17 protein-coding genes are annotated in these 17,909 nt (G+C 43.0%); 13 read left to right on the top strand and 4 right to left on the bottom strand.

Features of this window, described 5'->3' with window-relative positions; all coding sequences use genetic code 11:
• The first annotated feature begins 48 nt into the window (after positions 1-48).
• From N7386_RS22095 to N7386_RS22065, 7 genes are all read left to right on the top strand, one after another.
• Entirely contained in the window at positions 49-1,371 is a 1,323-nt protein-coding gene (locus N7386_RS22095; protein ID WP_279771216.1) for a site-specific integrase, read from the top strand.
• Positions 1,364-3,967 carry a hypothetical protein gene (locus N7386_RS22090; protein ID WP_279771215.1) on the top strand — a complete coding sequence of 868 codons (2,604 nt, stop codon included), beginning with the start codon at positions 1,364-1,366 and terminating at the stop codon, positions 3,965-3,967. Before N7386_RS22095 ends, N7386_RS22090 begins: the two co-directional genes overlap by 8 nt.
• Positions 3,964-5,337, top strand: coding sequence for a hypothetical protein (locus N7386_RS22085; protein ID WP_279771213.1), 1,374 nt, complete (start codon positions 3,964-3,966; stop codon positions 5,335-5,337). Before N7386_RS22090 ends, N7386_RS22085 begins: the two co-directional genes overlap by 4 nt.
• Positions 5,338-5,406: 69 nt before the next feature.
• A complete protein-coding gene (locus N7386_RS22080; RefSeq protein ID WP_279771212.1) occupies positions 5,407-5,964 on the top strand; it encodes a hypothetical protein in 558 nt (185 codons plus the stop codon).
• Positions 5,961-6,356, top strand: coding sequence for a DUF6262 family protein (locus N7386_RS22075; RefSeq protein WP_279771211.1), 396 nt, complete (start codon positions 5,961-5,963; stop codon positions 6,354-6,356). The genes N7386_RS22080 and N7386_RS22075 overlap by 4 nt, the downstream gene beginning before the upstream one ends.
• Before the next feature lie 455 nt (positions 6,357-6,811).
• Positions 6,812-7,504 (top strand): toll/interleukin-1 receptor domain-containing protein, encoded by a 693-nt coding sequence (locus N7386_RS22070; RefSeq protein WP_279771209.1) that lies wholly within the window; start codon positions 6,812-6,814, stop codon positions 7,502-7,504.
• Between the two features lie 114 nt (positions 7,505-7,618).
• A complete protein-coding gene (locus N7386_RS22065) occupies positions 7,619-8,380 on the top strand; it encodes a hypothetical protein (RefSeq protein WP_279771208.1) in 762 nt (253 codons plus the stop codon).
• Between the two features lie 194 nt (positions 8,381-8,574).
• Here N7386_RS22065 and N7386_RS22060 read toward each other — a convergent pair whose 3' ends face one another.
• Both N7386_RS22060 and ltrA read right to left on the bottom strand, forming a co-directional pair.
• Complete coding sequence (locus N7386_RS22060; protein WP_126512854.1) at positions 8,575-9,615, bottom strand: IS481 family transposase; 1,041 nt, start codon at positions 9,613-9,615, stop codon at positions 8,575-8,577.
• 331 nt (positions 9,616-9,946) lie between these two features.
• Positions 9,947-11,296 (bottom strand): group II intron reverse transcriptase/maturase, encoded by a 1,350-nt coding sequence (gene ltrA, locus N7386_RS22055; RefSeq protein ID WP_279771207.1) that lies wholly within the window; start codon positions 11,294-11,296, stop codon positions 9,947-9,949.
• Positions 11,297-11,978: 682 nt separating this feature from the next.
• Here ltrA and N7386_RS22050 point away from each other — a divergent pair.
• A complete protein-coding gene (locus N7386_RS22050) occupies positions 11,979-12,956 on the top strand; it encodes a hypothetical protein (protein ID WP_037429902.1) in 978 nt (325 codons plus the stop codon).
• A gap of 222 nt (positions 12,957-13,178) precedes the next feature.
• Positions 13,179-13,382: a LysR substrate-binding domain-containing protein gene (locus tag N7386_RS22045; protein WP_279771204.1), complete on the top strand. Its 204-nt coding sequence runs from the start codon at positions 13,179-13,181 to the stop codon at positions 13,380-13,382.
• A gap of 175 nt (positions 13,383-13,557) precedes the next feature.
• Here the strand turns inward: N7386_RS22045 and N7386_RS22040 are convergent, their stop codons facing one another.
• The gene (locus N7386_RS22040; RefSeq protein WP_037429898.1) at positions 13,558-14,076 is read right to left on the bottom strand and encodes a hypothetical protein; all 519 of its coding nucleotides are present in this window, start codon (positions 14,074-14,076) and stop codon (positions 13,558-13,560) included.
• A 971-nt stretch (positions 14,077-15,047) separates the two neighbouring features.
• Here N7386_RS22040 and N7386_RS22035 point away from each other — a divergent pair.
• Positions 15,048-15,305, top strand: a complete 258-nt coding sequence (locus N7386_RS22035) for a hypothetical protein (RefSeq protein WP_279771202.1) — start codon at positions 15,048-15,050, stop codon at positions 15,303-15,305.
• A gap of 28 nt (positions 15,306-15,333) precedes the next feature.
• The gene (locus tag N7386_RS22030; RefSeq protein ID WP_259216134.1) at positions 15,334-15,609 is read left to right on the top strand and encodes a hypothetical protein; all 276 of its coding nucleotides are present in this window, start codon (positions 15,334-15,336) and stop codon (positions 15,607-15,609) included.
• Between the two features lie 3 nt (positions 15,610-15,612).
• Here the strand turns inward: N7386_RS22030 and tnpA are convergent, their stop codons facing one another.
• The gene (gene tnpA / locus N7386_RS22025; RefSeq protein WP_037426855.1) at positions 15,613-16,029 is read right to left on the bottom strand and encodes an IS200/IS605 family transposase; all 417 of its coding nucleotides are present in this window, start codon (positions 16,027-16,029) and stop codon (positions 15,613-15,615) included.
• Positions 16,030-16,074: 45 nt separating this feature from the next.
• Here tnpA and N7386_RS22020 point away from each other — a divergent pair, with 45 nt between their 5' ends.
• Entirely contained in the window at positions 16,075-17,280 is a 1,206-nt protein-coding gene (locus N7386_RS22020) for a transposase (RefSeq protein ID WP_279767801.1), read from the top strand.
• Positions 17,281-17,483: 203 nt separating this feature from the next.
• Positions 17,484-17,795, top strand: coding sequence for a helix-turn-helix domain-containing protein (locus tag N7386_RS22015; RefSeq protein ID WP_140906700.1), 312 nt, complete (start codon positions 17,484-17,486; stop codon positions 17,793-17,795).
• Positions 17,796-17,909 lie beyond the last annotated feature (114 nt).

The raw sequence follows: 17,909 nt of genomic DNA, 5'->3' as shown, positions 1-17,909 counted from the left end.
AAGAATCTAGGTATATATAGACTGAAATTTAACGTGGGGACATTGCCGGTGTTCTCTGGTGAAATTGACGAGCATGGGATAAGAGCCATTGAGTACCGAGATGACCACTGGGTAGATAATTTTCCTCTTATCTGGTCGAGTGGACGCCAATTTGATGCACTGGAAATGAATTTGTATCTGGAGCATCGCTATAAAGGGCTGTACCGCGCTCCTAAACGGGCTGCCAGGTCGAACTCATTAGGTGGTGTCTCTGTCAAGACGCTGCAATCAATAGCTAACTCGTTATGTATTTTTCTGAGTTGGCTGGCAGAAGAAAACGTTGATTGGCGTCAGGTTACCGCTCAAGCATCGACACAGCGAGCCAAGTATTGGCTTCCTGTTTATCGATTTAGAAAATCTCTAATCGATTTGATCCAAGCAAAATCTTTAGGCCGCGATAGCGCCAATTTGTATATGACACATGTTAGACAGTTTTACGAGTGGGCACATCGTAGAGGGACTATCGAAAAACTACCTTTTGAGTATCAGCAGTTGCATATCAAGCGTAGTAATGAGCATTCAAATATTAACTCAGTATTTTTTATAAGCCATCGATCACCTGGATTAACTGTTCAAACATCCGACCTAACTATCCCGAGAAAATACCGGCAAAAGTCATTACCCAGCGATCAATTGTCACCTTATACCCATGACGAGCTTTGTTCTCTATTTAATACTAAGTACTTGAAGTCTTCGGCAAGGCGTTTATGGGTGGATTTGGCTCTATTTACTGGAATGAGAGCCTTTGAAATTGCACAGTTTCTGGATTCCCATGTAATTGATCCATCCGTAATTGATGTGGCTTCATACCATGCAACCATCACTGGAAAGGGTAATAAAGAGCGCCAGATATTAATCCCTCGAACATTGATGCAGCGATTATGGCGCTACAAAAATTGTGCAGAACGAATGCACAGAGTTATGAAATGGGAAGTTAACAATGGCACTCAGCACGATAAGCCGCTATTTCTTAACCGATCTGGAACAGGAATTTCTGAAAAGTCTGTTAGCAATACTGCTATTTTTGCACGTAAAGAGCTGTCACGCTCAGGTTGTGTTCTGGAGCGGAGCTTTCATGATTTACGTTCAACATACGCAACCAATCTTGCAAAATATATGCTCGACAAAGGCTTAGAGCCGGGATTCATAGAGTTTAAGTTGATGGCGTTACTTGGTCACTCAAATTTCTCAACGACCAGGAAGTATTTAAACTTTGCTCGAGCAGTCACCTTTGATAGTGAAATGAAAGGTTGGTCAGACACTATCTTCGATGGTATTGATGCTCGATTAGTTGACGATTACCAGCACTTACTTAGGGGGAATGATGCCTAGGCAAATGCTTTGCGACCTCTCCCCAGTGCTAGAGCGGAACTTTTTTGAAATTCAAAATGGAATTGCAAGTGGTTCAGTTAAAGCTAACAAGACAACACTGAATAGTTACCGTGCAGGAATTATACAGGGCATGAAGTTCTGGCCTGAGGCATGTTCAGAACAGCTTATTAACCTTAAAGAGCATGGAGTTGAAGCGCTCAGTAATAAAAAATATTGGTGTTTTATAGAAGTCAGGGCATTTAGAAATTTAGATAAGCAGAAAGCCATTGCTTTCAGTCGAGCAATGGACTTCCTTAGCAAACTAACTTATCCAGAGATTTATGAAGGTAAACCAACGACTGCATTGGTTCACAGTACCTCGGTTAGTTTATTGGATATCTACGTAAAATCTGAGCAGCTTGGAGATGATGTCAAAAATGCAATCACGAAATTCATTGACTCAGAGGCCTTATCAAAAGCTACCAAAATCGCAGTTGTTCAACAAGTTGTTAGTATTGTCAAAGTTTTTGCGTCAGATGAGAATTCAGATCTTGCAGCACTGCTCGAATCCGTCCTTGATGAGCAAAGTCTTGCTGAAGCGGGCATTAAAAAACATAGAGTTATAGCCGTACGATCGCAGCTAAGATCTTTTATTGAAGCGGTATATCCAGATCTTTTCACTAGACATAAGTTGATAGTTGGCGGGCTAAGACTGGATGTTACTGAACTTCATTCCATATCAACAGTTGCATTGGCCCAGATAACGGCGCTCACTGGAAATACTTACTATTCAGGTGAGTATGGGCATTGCTTAGGTGGGTTAAAGGGACGGTTGTCGTGCTCCATAAGAACAATTTTAAAATTTGTCCAGAAAGACAATCATTTTAAAAAGCAGTTTATGGAAATGGGGCTGGATGCCTTGGCATTGAATGGGTATCGCCCACTGAAAGAAATTTTTCGATACTACAAGCAATATGAAGCTACAGCGGCTGCAAATCTGTATGAGCACTATGCTGGGGTGGAAGTAAATCAGCGAATATTATTCCAAGATATTATAGGCCTTGAAAATGAAAAATCCGGAAGAGTTAAGACAATTGATATATCTTCCATTTCTGAAATTTGTTTAAAGCTTAGAGAGGAAATTATTTCGATTCATCAAGAGGAAACCGAACTTCTAAATCAGAAAAACTATGGAGCTGAAACGCTTTATAGTCGCTTTGCAATACTAATCAAAATCATCTCAAAATATTGTAATCGAGATGCGATAAAAGGACTCGGTTTGAGTTTTCTATCTGTGAATGACGGTAATATCCAGCTTGATGTTTTATCCAGAATACAAGCGGATGTTCTTGCTAAATCGCTGTCAAGACGAACTGCTGAAAGCTATATTTCTGCGGTAAGATGGCTGTGCGGAATCACTGCTCAAAAATTTATCAATGCTTATCGGGTAACTAGTAATAAGCATACAGTGCATGCTTTGAGGATGACAAGTGGTGATACATATAACTTAGAGGAAGTACGGGAGCTGGCGTTTCATATAGAAAAGGGAATTTTAAAACATGACTGGCCATTACAGGACAGGTTAGCAATGCACTTTGCTAGAATTCAAATAAAGACGTGTTGGAATACATCTGCAATAGCTAAACTAGAATGTTCGGATATCCAACAGGTTGACATACCTACCAGCAATCGCCCTATAACAATACTTCTCCAAAAGCCGCGCAAAAACTATCAAACAGACAACTTTAAATTTGACTATAAATCATCACGATCAGCAATTCATGATTTCCTAACGATACGGGATACCTTAACAAACTCTATAAGGAGCAAGTATAGTGCGTATGATAACTCAAGGTTCCTATTCATTTATGAAAAGCTAGGTCAACTGAATATTATAGATTACAACGGAATTGTATCTAGAATAGCTACTCTTCTTAAGAGTCTTGGGTGCTCTGTAAAATATAACTCCGCAAAACTCAGAAAAACTGGTACTAATGAAGTCTATCTTCAATTTTCAAAAGATTTTAGAAGATATAAAGATGCTTTTAAACATTCATACCCGACCTTTATCAAAAATTATCAACGAGTAAATGAAGCATCTTTAAAAGCAAATCTAAGCGATGCAGCGAAGATTATGGAACAGTACTTTATTGGAAAAGAGTTATCTTCTAACATCGTAATTGTTACTGAGTACGATTCCGATACTCAGCTAACCCCGTTAGGAGGATGTAACGCAGAGAGAGGCTCTAAAGAAGCGCACCGTTATGCAAAGCAAAACAGGATATTAGCTTCTGGTGAAATCAACAGGTGCGGTGATTTTATGGCGTGTATATGGTGTAAGCACTATCGGGTTGTTGCTGATGCCGATCATGTCTGGCAATTATTGTCTTTCAAAGATTATGTACTGGGCGATATGCAGGGGGCAATTGCGCATTTTTCTGATGTTAGCCTTCAAAAGCAGGCTCATCACGCCTTATCTGAAAGGGTAGATGAAATCGTATCTAGGCTTAAAATTACAAGCTCTCATCAGGTTAGTTTAGGTCAGAAATTGTTTAAAGATAACGGGCTGCATCCAATCTGGAGTTTTGCCATAACTGATATCGCAGGTGTTACATGAGTATTTCTGTCGTGCTTTCCGAGTGCCTCAGTGGTAATGGGGAATACAATTTAAAGCCTTATTGCGAAAAGCGTTGGTTGGATTTACGAGATGAAATTATCTGGAGTGGTTCTGACCGTAGCGGTTATTCCAGGGAGGTAAGGCTTTCAGATGCCACCTGGAAGCCGATAAGTGAAAAACTTGGTATCTCGTTCAATGAACTCAGTATCGAGTTTGAGTATGAATTCAAGATACTTATATTGGCACTATACACATCAGGGATTGGCGAGGGTATGCCGCCGCTGAAATGGAGTACTATTATAAATGGGGCAAGAAGTCTGATGACTATTGCCAGATTTCTCTGCGTAAAGCGCATCCATTCGTGGATAAAACTCGATCAACTCAATCGTTTGAAAATATCACATTATTGTGCTGAAGCGATTAGTTACATTGGTGCCAAAGATAAGCCCAGCTTGTGCATTTCAATTAACACGGCTATCAAATGGATGAGATGCTATGGCTTAATTAGCGAGGAAGCATCTAATGTGATTTCAGATAAGCTCACGCCTTTCGTGTCAGCTCATCAAGTAAACGGAAGGAAGAAGCATCCTGTCATCCCTAGTGGAATCTTAAAACAATTAATTTCAAAAGTTATCTCTGAACTTGATATGATTGATGAAGTTCGTGACGAATGGATTCGACTTCAATCAGATGAGATACGCAGAATTGAAAAAGGTCATTACAAAATTGTAAAGGGGCGCTACAGAAGCATCCGTGGCACTATTAATGAAGCGGTAGTAGCAAAGATTAATAGAATAAGAGGTTTAGTAAATATATTAGTTCTGGCCTTCACGGGTATGCGTGATGGAGAGGCCTTGGCTCTTGCAATTGATTGCTTAGTGACTAGAGATATTGGTTCTAGCGAACTTCAGTACTCATTGGTATCCGAGTTAACAAAAACAACAGATGGTTCGCAGCATGTAGAATGGGTTTGCGGAGAAATCGTTGCAAAATATATTAATTTAATTTCTTCATTAAATAATTCCGTTTATGAGAAAGCTACTGCCATCGTTGAGTACCTGTCATCTGAGATATCAGATGATTATCTGAATGAGTTACAGCAAGGGCTAAAGTATAAATATCTATTCGCAGCTAACTACACGCTGTCTGGCTGCGGATTCTATCGAATGAACAAGAGACCAAATTCCGCTGCTTTTAACATCAGTGATTTTTTTAAAATTCCCGTTGGCCCATCAGACATAGAGCAGCTGGAGCGTCTTGGATGTAATTACAAATCAGTTGCTCCTAATAATTCTGAACGGCTTAAACCGTATAAAGCAGGCGATTACTTCAACTTCACACCTCATCAGTTCAGGCATACATTTGCCTAGTTTATCATCGCAAACCGCTTAGGTGAATTAGATGATATTAGATACCAGTACAAGCACTTATGGCAAAATATGACACTGGTCTATGCTCAGCGTGGATTTGAGTCTATCGGAGAACTGCTAAATATAGCGGATGAATTCTCAGAGCATATTACAAGTTTGACGGTGAGCGAGATTGTCGAAGCGTCACTTGAGGGAAATATTGCCGGACAAGGTGGTGCTCGATTCTCTAGTCGAATCAAAGAAATGCTGGGAAGCCAAGTTGAAAATAATATTCAACCACACTTCAAAGATATGAATCAACTGGTGGAGTTCATATCGAAAAATTCACATGATTTGCGAGGAGTTGGGCATGGCTATTGTACTAAAGCCAAAGATTGTAAGGTTAAGAATGTAACTGATCCAAGCCATTGTATTTACTGCGATGGATACATCGCTACACCCAGGCATTTAACCTACTGGAAAGCAATTAAGCTTAACTGCGAAGATAAAATCAAGAAGATCGAATCTGCTCCTGAAAGTGTTCGAGAGAAGTTGGACTCATTTAGTATGGTTATAAAAAGTAACCTAGAGGCAGCTAGAATTGTTATCAATCAACTAGAACCCTCAAGCCAGGTTGATCAAGCATGAGTGAAGAAACTAGAAAAGTATTATTGAAAGCCTTACATGAACTAGTTAGTGAAGGCAAAAAAGTAAGTATCAAATCAGTTTCTGACCGAGCTGGTTTAAGTCACTCTGTCATATATAACCGTTATCCAGATTTGAAGTGCATAATTAAAGATGAGCAAGTTAAGCAAGCTGAACGACTAAAACGGGATGAGAATATAGCGGAGTTAGAAAGGCTAAAACATAAGCTATCTTCAGTTAAAAGAAAGACTCAAAAGCTTGAGCAAGAGAAGTCAATTGAATTTCCTGCTTTACTTGCCCATATTCAACAAGTGTATTCGATGTATGATCAATTGGCTGAAGAGCACGTTGAGGCTCTTAACAGATTGCGAGAAAATAAGGTAACTGAAAAATAAATTGGATTGATCTGAATTTAATCTGACATTAATCATGAGCTGGCTTGATCACATTTGACCGTAAACTTAGTGCCAAAAACAGACTGTCGGCTCTCGCTTTAGCTCTATTCATTGTCTTTGTGGTAAAAGTGAAGTGTATATGTTTTTATATACAGCTCTATTTGAAATATCCGCCATATCAGGTCAAATATCCCGTTAACATTGTGTATAAGCTAGTTGCTAGTTTTATTTACGTGCTATAAATTAGGTACTTACTAAAGCGAAGTACGTAAAAATGAAACACAAGTTCCGAAATATAACGTGTGCTCGCTTTCCCAAATAGTGAAAATGTGAATTGAGTATTTACGCTTATTTTTCAGTTGTTTATCAAATGATATTTTCTCTATCTGAACCTAGGAAATGAGCAAGCCCAATAATAAAATGTTAGAAATAAATTAAAGTAAGGAGACAACATCATGGCGAGATGTACTGCACCAGTGAGAGGGCATAGTTCAGCCGCAGCCGCAGCAAATTGTCCAGCATGTCGTTATAAAAGTCGCGGGTACGGTAGCTACAACGGTTATAGTTCTCCATATTCGTATTCCAGCGCTAGTAGCTATTCTAGTAGTAGTGGTGGTAGCTCCAGAAGCTCAAAACCTCGCTGGTCTAAACCCAGCTCTACAGTTTCCTATACTTCGTCTCAAATTCAATCCTTAACGCCTGTAAGGCAGGCGGTTGAAGTTAAAGCAGCTGTACAGCCTGATATTCGAGATGCATTTTTATGCCATGCGTGGGCTGATCGTAAAGAGTCAGCTAAGGAGTTACATGATTTACTTGAAGCTGCTGGTGTAAAAGTTTGGTTTAGTGAAAAAGATCTTGGCCTTGGTGTGCCAATGATGCGCGCCATCGACAAGGGCTTAGCAAATTCCAAAGTGGGACTTGTTCTGGTAACTCCCGCAATGCTTGAGCGTTTGCCCAAAGAAAGTGTTGCTGATAAAGAGCTATCTGCTTTACTGGCGGGAAACCGACTCGTTCCTATCGTGCACAATACGACGTATGAAGCTCTTCGTAACGTAAGCCCTTTGCTTGCGTCGAGGTCCGGTTTAGACACATCGGAAGATTCAATGGCTGAGATTGCTGAAAAAATCGCGGAGTTGGTAGCTATTTAATTCAGCGCGGTTTATTTCTAACAAGCGCAAGTTATCGAACTGGTTCTCCGCTACGCTTCAAACCAGCCGCAAATGCGCTTTTTAGCTTGGTTTCGTTTCGTCGGGAGTGGCGGCATGCAAAAAGATCAATGCTACATGTGTGAAAAATCAGCCACATCTGCTGAGCATGTCCCACCAAAGTGCTTATTCCCGGAATTTAAAGACGTCAAGAAAAACTTAAGGGTTAACTTAATTACTGTTCCTTCATGCGATGAGCACAATGGAAAAAAATCACATGACGATGAATTCTTGATGGTTAGCATCGCCGGAATAATTGGCAATAACTCAATCGGCTATCAGCATTACAGCGGGAAGATCCAAAGAGCATTAAGAAGAACATCATACAAGTTATTGGAAAAAGTGTTTCTACGAAAAGAGCTTGTGAGAATAGGGGATGAAAACAAATTCATCGAAATTCTTTGGGGTACTCCCGACTATGAAAGATTAATTAACTGTTTCAGCCACATCGCATATGGAATTTACCATCACCATTTCAAACAGAAATTCAACGGTGAGCTGAAGCCCTATCTAGGGTTTCTTCATACAAATGAGCAAAACCCAAAGGCATTCAAGGCTTTTATCAAAGAAAAGGTACGAGTTGAGCTGGCCGACGAACCGAAATATGGAGACAATCCCGAAGTTTTTTATTACCAATTTACGAAACCTGATAATTTTGGCATTTTTTTGGTCAAGCTTTGCTTTTACCAAAATGTCGATGTATTTGTCTCTTATATGCCATCAGGGTCTCAAAAGCCAACTCACCTCGGCTTCGAACTTATGAATCGAGGGATAAAAACTATTATCACTCTAGGTGACAAAGAGTACGAGTTCAATTGAAGCTTACAAGGCGCAGTATTCGCGGCCTGCGGCCGTTGGGATGCCAACCGCTACATGGTCGTCCCCCGTGTGCTTTGCGTTAATGTCAGCTTCACGCTCATAACTTACTGTCAGATTAGCTTGAAATCTCTCGGCTATGTACTAGCTCAGACCTGATCTGACAGTTGCCCATTTTTTAGGGTGTCACTGTCAGCTTAGATTTGAGCTAAATTCTTTTCAGCCCAAACCCGTTTCCCATCGATTAATGTGGTCATTGGTGTTCTACCACAGCACATTTTACCTTGATGGGTTCGTTCATTGTTGTAATAAGCCAGCCATTCGTCCAGATCTTTCTGTAGTTCCTCCATGTTGCCATAGAGTTTTTTGCGGAAAGTCACCTGATAAAACTCATTCAAAATGGTTTTATGGAACCGTTCGCAAATGCCATTCGTTTGTGGGTGTCGTGCCTTCGTCTTAGTGTGTTCTATATCGTTTATCGCTAAATACAGCTGATAGTCGTGCTGTTCCACTTTGCCACAGTATTCGGTTCCTCGGTCAGTCAAGATGCGCAACATGGGCAGCGCCTGTGCTTCAAAGAACGGTAAAACTCTGTCGTTGAGTAAATCGGCCGAGGTGATTGGGGTTTTCGTGGTATACAGTTTCGCGAAAGCAACTTTGCTGTAGGTATCGACAAAAGTTTGCTGATATATCCGGCCTACGCCCTTTAGATTGCCAACGTAGAAGGTATCCTGCGAGCCGAGATAACCAGGATGATGCGTTTCTATTTCACCGCAGGCTTCATCGTCTTGCTGCTTACGCTCAAGGGCAGCAACTTGTTCATCCGACAGGATTATCCCTTCTCGCTCGACTTTGGCTTCGAGGGCTTTTAATCGCTTTTTAAAGTTCTCTAAGCCATGCCGTAACCAAATGGAGCGCACGCCACTGGCAGAGACAAATACCCCTTGTTTTCGAAGCTCATTACTCGTGCGAGACTGTCCATGGGCTGGAAACGCGATAGCATGCGTTAAGACGGCATTTTCAGTGACATCATCGACACGATTCTTGAGATTAGGTGTTCTTCTAGACTGATTGATCAACGACTCAACGCCGCCGTTTTCAACCAGCTCTTGATAGCGATAGAAAGTATCACGGGAAAGCCCCATGACTTTACACGCTCTAGACACGTTTCCTAATTCTTCAGCGAGATTGAGTAAACCCGCTTTGTGTTTAATGATGGGATTGTTAGTATGAAGCATGAGAGTTACCTTTTTTCTTTGATTGAAGTTTCGACACCTTTATCAAAGTGGGTAACTCTCATCTTTTCAAGATGATGTGTCAGATCTAGTCTGAACTAATACAATTGAAAGATGTAACTCTGCTTTTCACCAAGCCCTCAACGTATAAGAGTTTCATAGAGCTTTGTGATGAGAAGAACAAACCATTCTATAAGCAGGTTGCTGGAGTAATTGTAACCGAGCAGGTGTTTTTCTGAAAATGCATAATCGGGTAGCCGGAGGTATCTATCTAGCCTCCAGCCCCCACACCACCCTGCATGCGGCTCCGCACAGGGCGGTTCATTTAGAACACCTAACCTGTTTTCTGGTTAGGATAGTGAACAGCAATCCATCCCTCTCTTAGTGAATACAATCCAGCTTTCATTAGGTACTCGTTACTCAGTGCTTGCTGTATTCCTGGTGTTTTCGAACTACGCCAAGGGCCTTTACTTGTGATCCCACAAGCAACGGCTGCTTGGATCCTGACCCCTCGTTTAAGTAGATTCTGCACCTTAGTCCGTGGTTTTCTCCACTGACGCCAGTAGCACATACGCACTCGGCGGCGGATCCAGTGGTCTAAATCGACGCACCCTTGATAAGCGTTGGCTATGCCGAAGTAATTGATCCAACCTTGCATGTATTGCCGCAGTTTAAACAGTTGATAGCTCATACTGACTCCCCAGTTGCGGTTCGTCAGTCGTCGTATCTTTTGTTTGAAAATGTGCAACGTGTTGTCATGCCATTGGATCTTTCCTCGGTTAAAGGTAAAACCAAGGAACTTGCTTTGGCCTACCTTAACCACTTGGCTTTTATGCTCGTTAACGATCAGTTTTAGCTTCGAATCAAGATAACGAGTAATACTCTTGAGAACACGTTCTCCCGCCCGTTGAGACTTCACCAAGATGATAAAGTCATCAGCGTAGCGGGCAAAGTGATGTCCTCGGCTTTCCAATTCTTTATCCAACCTATCCAGCATGATATTTGATAGTAATGGTGAGAGTGGGCCGCCCTGAGGGACACCTTCGAAGCTTGCTTCAAATTGGTCGTTGACCATGACGCCCGCTCGTAGGTATTTGCCAATAAGTGCCAGCAGACGCTTATCCTGCACCTTACTCCTTAACTGAGTCATCAACAGATCGTGGTTGACGCGGTCAAAGAACTTGGACAGATCAACATCAACAGCAAATTTGCGCTTCTGTTTGATGATATCCCTGACTTGCAGCACCGCCTGTTGGGCATTTCTGTTCGGCCTAAAGCCGAAGCTATTCACAGAAAAGTCATGGTCAAACAATGGCGTGAGTATCTGGGCGATTGCTTGTTGTATCACACGATCAATCACTGTGGGGATCCCCAATTTGCGTTTACCGCCATCGGGTTTATCGATCTCTACACGCCTGACCGCTGCGGGTTGATATTCTCCTCGCTCAAGCTGAGATTTACACTGTTGCCAGCCGCCTTGTTGCATCCAGCGCGGGAAGGCTTCAATGGTCATGCCGTCGATGCCCGCCGCGCCTTTATTGGCTTTAACTTGTCGCCAAGCTCGGTGTAGATTCTCAGGTTCGAGTAGTTGCTGAAATAGATTGCTGCTGAAGGCTGGTTGCTGGCTAATACGCTGTTGATAGTAATCGTCTGGCGACGTAGTGAATACCGACAAGTTTGGCAAGACTCCTCCTTCTTCTAAATGTTCAGCCCTCACCATATCCCATCCATTACGATAGGCGTTGGGCTACTATGCCGTCTGCTGACTTCTGCTTAATCACATGCCGAGTTGCCCCGTCATGCGCTATCGGTTTTCATCTAATTCGCTCTTTCCAGTCGATGAAATTGAAAAGCCAAGACACTTGTAGACCAGAGCCTTACTGGTTAATGACCGATCGCATGCTAAGCAGATCTCCCCAGATAAGGACATGAACTTTCTTTGCACTGCTGCATCATTTACGGTGGCCGTTAGATCACGTGGTTTCGTCGTCTTGTGCCAACTCACCTTCAGCCTACGCCTCATATGATGTTCTTGTTCATCAGCTCGCAAATTTGCTAGCGGCTTCCTTTAGACCGCCCCTCACGGGTAAGCCCTTGCCATTCGCTAGTAGTTAACGTTTAATAACAGCATGTTATCGAACGGTGACCTTCCTACAGAGGACTTTCACCTCATTAGTTCATGCCCATGCTGGGCGTACACAAGCAACTGCAGCGGATCAATTTACGCTGCGCTCCAATTGCCCGCTGAGTTGGGCGTTAAGCCATAGAAATTTTTATCTGAAACCAAAACATAGACACCCAGCCCTAATAGCGCGGAAGTAAACCTCCTACTATGCTTTGGTTAAGCATTGAACAAGGAGGTTTGTATGCCGCGCCCTCGCCGAACTCAGATAAGCCTTGAAGACACACCTTATTACCATTGCTGTAGTCGCGTGGTGCGGCGTGCCTTTTTATGTGGCGATGATAGTTACTCGGGTAAAAACTATGACCATCGGCGTGGTTGGGTAGAGTCATTATTGTTTGAACTTGAAGCAGTTTTTTCAATTGGTGTAGCTGCTTATGCAGTGATGTCGAATCATCTGCATGTGGTGCTACGAGTCGATATCGAGACGGCAAATCGTTGGACTGACCGCGAAGTGCTTGAGCAATGGCATAAGTTGTTTAAAGGCGATGTGTTAACGCACAAATTCGCCAAAGGTGAGTTGGTCGAGGCGTATGAGGTTAACAGATTAAAGCACTCAATCGCCCTTTATCGCAGTCGATTATGTGATATCTCATGGTTTATGCGCTGCCTCAACGAACCGATTGCAAGACAAGCAAATCAAGAGGATAACTGTACAGGTCGTTTCTGGGAGGGGCGATTTAAATCGCAAGCCCTACTCGATAAAGCTGCGGTGTTAGCCTGTATGACTTACGTTGATTTAAATCCGATTCGAGCGCAACTCGCTGATACACTAGAACAATCCGACCATACCAGTATCCAACTACGTATTCGGGCCGCATTAAAAGGTGAGCAGCCAAGCAATCTCCTGCCGTTTATTGGTAACGAGTGCGACAACCAACCCAATGGCATTGCGTTTTCATTAATGGATTACCTCGAATTAGTCGATGATACAGGCCGAATCATTCGCAATGATAAACGTGGATGTATCAACGAAAGTAGCACCAAGATACTGAACAGATTAAATATCCCCCATGACAATTGGCTCAAACTAACCACAGAGTTTGGCAAACTATTTCATGGTCCAGTGGGCACTCTGCAAGCACTAACCGATTATTGCGAACATCTCGAAAAGCGACGACGGCATTTTGCTAAATGCTGCCAGCACTTTAACAGTAACTGACAACTGCATATCACTTCGACAGCAATCCTTGCCTAACACTTCCCAAGCACTATGGGACGATTTACCTCGTCTGAAATACACCATTTTTGAAAGAATTAGCTCAAGCTATTACCTCAGATGCAGTCCCTGCGACTTTTGATGGCTCTAATTCAAATCATTTGAGCTAGAGCTGGTTGTAAGCAAACATAAAGTGCATTACGTTATTGATTTATATTGGGTTGGGTGGCTCAATTTATTCATGCGTGGTTACCTAATTGGTTAGGGGCTCCCTACGTAGAAACAGGCAAACTAGAATTGGTGATGGACAGCCATCGAGTGCAGCCGATTGATATTCATGTCGTTTGGCCTAAGACTAAATATCTACCGCAGCGAACTCGTTTGCTCATTGATTCACTTTCCGAGCAAGTACCACTGTTGATGGGGTAATGCCCCAAATCTTGCTAGAGATTGATCAGACTTTATTTGTCATTTCCACAGTCCTTCTGGTAGCAACGCCCCTCTATAATGATCTTTTATAACCTACAAATCGCTTGGAAAGGCACGTTTCCGATCAACGTTTATTGTCCTCCGACAGTTACCAATCTCAGCTGGCCTCACGAGTTTAGTTCCCATTCCAATATTTTGTATTGATATAACCCAAATCACCGTCAACATATGAATTACTATAATCATTAAGTGGTTTCACACTGAATTTTTTCTTATCACTTAACTTAACGGTTCTTTCTTTGGGCTCCCTGAATTCCGGTCGAATTCCAGTACCTTCGCAATTTGAGCAACTATTTCTCTTAGTACCACCCGCGAAAAAATAAAAACCTTCACCGTCACAACTTAAACAGGTGGTTTTATCTATAATCGCCACTGGAGCACTTAAATTTGACTCTTTCTTAAGATCACTAAACCACTCTGTGGTACTCCAATTCGCTGTATTTTGACTTGTTCTTACAGTGACCGCGTTACCTATCAATTGTTGAGCTTTTTGATAAACTTCAATTGCTGAACCTTGATATTTACTTAGGCTCATTCTTAAAACTTGCCCCTGTTCATTTTCTATCAGAATCATTGTTGGCGATTTTGACACCTTTACCAAAATACCAAAATTACTCCAGGTAAAATTTTGCATAATTAGTCTCCATTTTCGCTATGGTCTCGCCGCCATGATTTCATTCGTCATGACTTTTGCGACAACTCCAATAGCGTATTCATCAAAATTTGAGTGGCCGTGGGGATTCTAGAAGTATTCGCCAAATCTAACTTTATTTAAATTTTGGCGCGTAGGGCAAATTTAGCCAAGTTCTTTAATCTGCTATGTAAAAAGCGAAGTTTCGACAAACTCAATAGCATGACTCACGAATCAAAATCCTTATTCACCTACAGGTGTACACTGTGCAGGTGTAATAATCAACAATGAATTACAGGGGTTTACGAGGCTCTCAACCTGTGTGTTGCTTTGAAGTCAACCGCTCCAATATAGCAACATACAACTAGGATATAGTGCAAGACTAGCCGCCTTCTGGCGGCCAAATTCAGTGTGCCAATACAGAGTACAAAGATGGAACAACACTTCCAAAATTGGGTGAGTATGTATATTTCGGCGATCAAAGCATAAAATTTCAAATATCAGCTCGTGATCACTTTTATCAAGATGATGACACGGTAAGGATAATTTATCGCCTTACACGTCCACGGCAAGTTGAAGAAAGCGAAGAAGCGTGCCTATGTGCACCATTAATTCAACTCAGTGACATGGGCTAACCCATCATTCCACCGGACCTGCGCGAAAAGCTGCGCAGACCGGTGAATTCAAACGTTAGGTGGCCTGCGGGGACACAAACTCGCGGTGAGCTTCGCTATTTTACCCCACGCGTTTGTGTCCCTTAGCTTAGCGTTATCTCCATAGAAATTTTAATCCGAAATAGACAAATTAGAGCAAAAGATCTATCACGTTTATGTCCAAAAGTGAGTTTGAAAATGATCAAACTTAATTATGAGAAACTGAAATTCGTCCTCAGATAAATTATCAAACAATAGCGGTATTACCGTTCATGACACCCATAATTTTTATCAAACTTTATTATGGTCGTACAGGTGTTAATGACTAACATCGATTGGCCATCCGGCGCGACATGTGCGACTCAGGAAGAGGACGGTGAAATCATTTTCTGGAAAGCCCGGGTGGAGACTGTATTGTCAGTGCGTGACGACGCTGAAAGCCGTGGTGATCTGCCATCTCTTCTCCATAAGGATATGGTACATAGCTGGTATCATAGGGATAGCGGCCATGACGATGATTTACCAGAGCTGGCGTGTGATTGGCGTACCGCGTTAGTCACCAAACCAGCTCGGTTCTAAGTTAAACGATGACAGAGATAGGCCAGAGATGAAAATCAGTAAGTTAGTTGAACATCAGTACCGTGCTAAGCCAAAACAGCTGGCGTTAAAACCGATCCTTCACCTCGTCTGCGTCTTAGAAGAAATCCTAGGAAATGCCAGTGCTGAGCAACTGCTGGCTATTATCAAAGACCATCAACAGCTAGTTGCGTTGCGTAAGCAATGCGCCACTCCGCACCACAACACGCTTGACGTTTATCGGATAGTGCGGAAAACCTCGCCGTTCAGGGCGAGGATGAATAGCGCAACGGCGAAGCCGTTCTGAGGGCTACGCCGGAGTTTGTTGCTGCTCAATATACTGCCGGATGATCTCAATTGGCGCACCACCACAGCTCCCCGCAAAATAACTGGGCGACCAGAGCGCACCTCCCCAGAGTTTCTTTTTGATCGAAGGGTAATTCTTTTTTCGGATCATCCGGCTGGATACACCTTTGAGACTGTTAACCAGATTCGACACGGCCACCTTCGGCGGGTAATTCACCAACAAATGCACATGGTCGTCTTCACCGTCGAACTCAACCAGCTCTGATTCAAAATCAAGACAGACCTTTTCAAAAAAGATTTTTAGATCATCCAGCACTTCTTTGGTAAAGACATTTCGTCGGTATTTTGTTACAAAGACCAAATGAACGTGCATTTTAAAAACACAATGCCTGCCATGCCTTAAATCGCTTTCAATTTCCATAGACCAATCTATAATTGAGTTGTATTGACACAGTATGAGCAAGCCATGCAACGACTGCAAGCCTACAAATTCGAACTGATTGTCACTGGAGAGCAGCAGCGCCAGATGCGCCGCTTCTCCGGTGCTTGTCGGTTTGTCTATAACAAGGCGCTGGCGTTGCAAAAAGAACGACATGAGCAGGGTGAAAAGAAACTATCGGCCTTTGAACTGAATAATCTGTTACCACAATGGAAAGCAGAGCCAGAAACAAAATGGCTGTCTGATTCACCTTCTCAAACGCTGCAACAGTCGCTGAAAGATTTAGATCGGGCGTACAAAAATTTCTTTGCCAAACGAGCAGACTTCCCGCGCTTCAAAAAGAAGGGTCAGTCAGATAGCTTTCGCTATCCACAAGGGGTGAAACTGGAGCAAGGCAATAATCGACTCTTCCTGCCCAAGCTCGGCTGGCTGCGTTACCGCAACAGTCGGACGGTGGAAGGTGAGATTAAAAACGTCACGGTCAGTCAGGTTTGTGGTAAGTGGTATGTATCGATCCAGACCGAGCTGGAAGTTGAAATTGCCGTGCATCAGGGCGATGCCATCGGCATTGACATGGGCATTGCCCGCTTTGCCACCCTGTCCGATGGCCGTTTCTACGCCCCGCTCAACAGTTTCAAACGGCACGAAACCGCTTTGCGCAAGGCGCAGCAGGCCATGAGCCGCAAGGTAAAATTCAGCAATAACTGGAAAAAGGCCAAAGCCAAAGTTCAGCGCATTCATTCCAATATCGGCAACAGCCGCCGTGACTACCTGCATAAAATATCAAACGACATTAGCAAAAACCACGCGATAGTCTGTATTGAAGATTTGCAGGTCAAAAACATGTCAAAATCAGCGGCAGGAACCGCCGAGCAACAGGGTAGGAATGTTAGGGCGAAGTCAGGCCTGAATAAAGCCATTCTTGATCAAGGCTGGTTTGAGTTCCGTCGCCAGCTCGATTACAAGCTGGCATGGAATGGCGGCCACCTGATCGCCGTTCCACCGAAAAACACCAGCCGGACGTGTCCGTGCTGTGGTCACATATCGAAGGATAACCGCGCCACGCAAGCTCGGTTTGCCTGTGTGGAATGTGGCTTTGAAGAAAACGCCGATGTCGTCGGCGCGATCAATGTATTAAGGGCGGGACACGCCCGATTAGCCTGTGAAGTGAGTGGTGCAACAATGCCGCCAGCAGCAGGAACCCACCGAAGCGAGTCCGGCGTTCGCGCCTAACCGCAGTAGGAATCCTCGTCGTTTACGGCGAGGAGGATGTCAATTCATAGACGGATGGCGAAAAAGCGATATCCCCAAAAGTGGAAAGGAAATACCTGACAAGCTATTAGAGATGTACAAGCTAATCGGGAACACGTTCCGTAGTTTCTCTGAGGATGATATTGCGAATAACATCTTAAGTGGTGAGTTAAGAGAGGTTCGAAATGACTGATGAACGCTTAGATAGAATGCACAAACTGGCTCAGCGTTTAGCTAAAAATGGCACGATGGATCAGCTAACCATGCGAAAAATCGATGCACTCGCGCTCAGCGCAAAGCTAGATGAAATGACAGCAGAGCGAATAAAGCATATTAGGGAGCGTGAGCACATTAGCCAAGGTGTCCTCGCTACGATTCTGAATATGAGCAATGAGAGCATTCAAAAATGGGAACAGGGAAAGTCTAAGCCACAGGGTGCCGCGTTAAGATTGCTTAACATGATTGATAAGAATGGCATTGAGTGTGTGCTTTCTTAAGAGACACAAGCCGCAGACGGAGCCGATGGTTCCGTTTTTTGCTTCTACCGTTCAAATTCCTGCAAATCTGCACCAAGCTAAATCACACCTAACAGCATGAATGTAAAGTGTTAA

Source organism: Shewanella sp. GD04112, assembly GCF_029835735.1.
Taxonomy (GTDB): domain Bacteria; phylum Pseudomonadota; class Gammaproteobacteria; order Enterobacterales; family Shewanellaceae; genus Shewanella.
This window is presented reverse-complemented; position numbering and strand designations above follow the sequence as displayed.

What these genes read in the sequence shown, in the direction of transcription:
- N7386_RS22060 (WP_126512854.1), bottom strand. Translation starts at nt 9,615, where the DNA reads ATGCTTCATACTAACAATCCCATCATTAAACACAAAGCGGGTTTACTC.
- N7386_RS22070 (WP_279771209.1), top strand. Translation starts at nt 6,812, where the DNA reads ATGGCGAGATGTACTGCACCAGTGAGAGGGCATAGTTCAGCCGCAGCC.
- N7386_RS22050 (WP_037429902.1), top strand. Translation starts at nt 11,979, where the DNA reads ATGCCGCGCCCTCGCCGAACTCAGATAAGCCTTGAAGACACACCTTAT.
- N7386_RS22090 (WP_279771215.1), top strand. Translation starts at nt 1,364, where the DNA reads ATGCCTAGGCAAATGCTTTGCGACCTCTCCCCAGTGCTAGAGCGGAAC.
- N7386_RS22030 (WP_259216134.1), top strand. Translation starts at nt 15,334, where the DNA reads ATGAAAATCAGTAAGTTAGTTGAACATCAGTACCGTGCTAAGCCAAAA.
- N7386_RS22080 (WP_279771212.1), top strand. Translation starts at nt 5,407, where the DNA reads ATGACACTGGTCTATGCTCAGCGTGGATTTGAGTCTATCGGAGAACTG.
- tnpA (WP_037426855.1), bottom strand. Translation starts at nt 16,029, where the DNA reads ATGGAAATTGAAAGCGATTTAAGGCATGGCAGGCATTGTGTTTTTAAA.
- N7386_RS22065 (WP_279771208.1), top strand. Translation starts at nt 7,619, where the DNA reads ATGCAAAAAGATCAATGCTACATGTGTGAAAAATCAGCCACATCTGCT.
- N7386_RS22085 (WP_279771213.1), top strand. Translation starts at nt 3,964, where the DNA reads ATGAGTATTTCTGTCGTGCTTTCCGAGTGCCTCAGTGGTAATGGGGAA.
- N7386_RS22015 (WP_140906700.1), top strand. Translation starts at nt 17,484, where the DNA reads ATGACTGATGAACGCTTAGATAGAATGCACAAACTGGCTCAGCGTTTA.
- N7386_RS22020 (WP_279767801.1), top strand. Translation starts at nt 16,075, where the DNA reads ATGCAACGACTGCAAGCCTACAAATTCGAACTGATTGTCACTGGAGAG.
- N7386_RS22075 (WP_279771211.1), top strand. Translation starts at nt 5,961, where the DNA reads ATGAGTGAAGAAACTAGAAAAGTATTATTGAAAGCCTTACATGAACTA.
- N7386_RS22040 (WP_037429898.1), bottom strand. Translation starts at nt 14,076, where the DNA reads ATGCAAAATTTTACCTGGAGTAATTTTGGTATTTTGGTAAAGGTGTCA.
- N7386_RS22035 (WP_279771202.1), top strand. Translation starts at nt 15,048, where the DNA reads ATGACTAACATCGATTGGCCATCCGGCGCGACATGTGCGACTCAGGAA.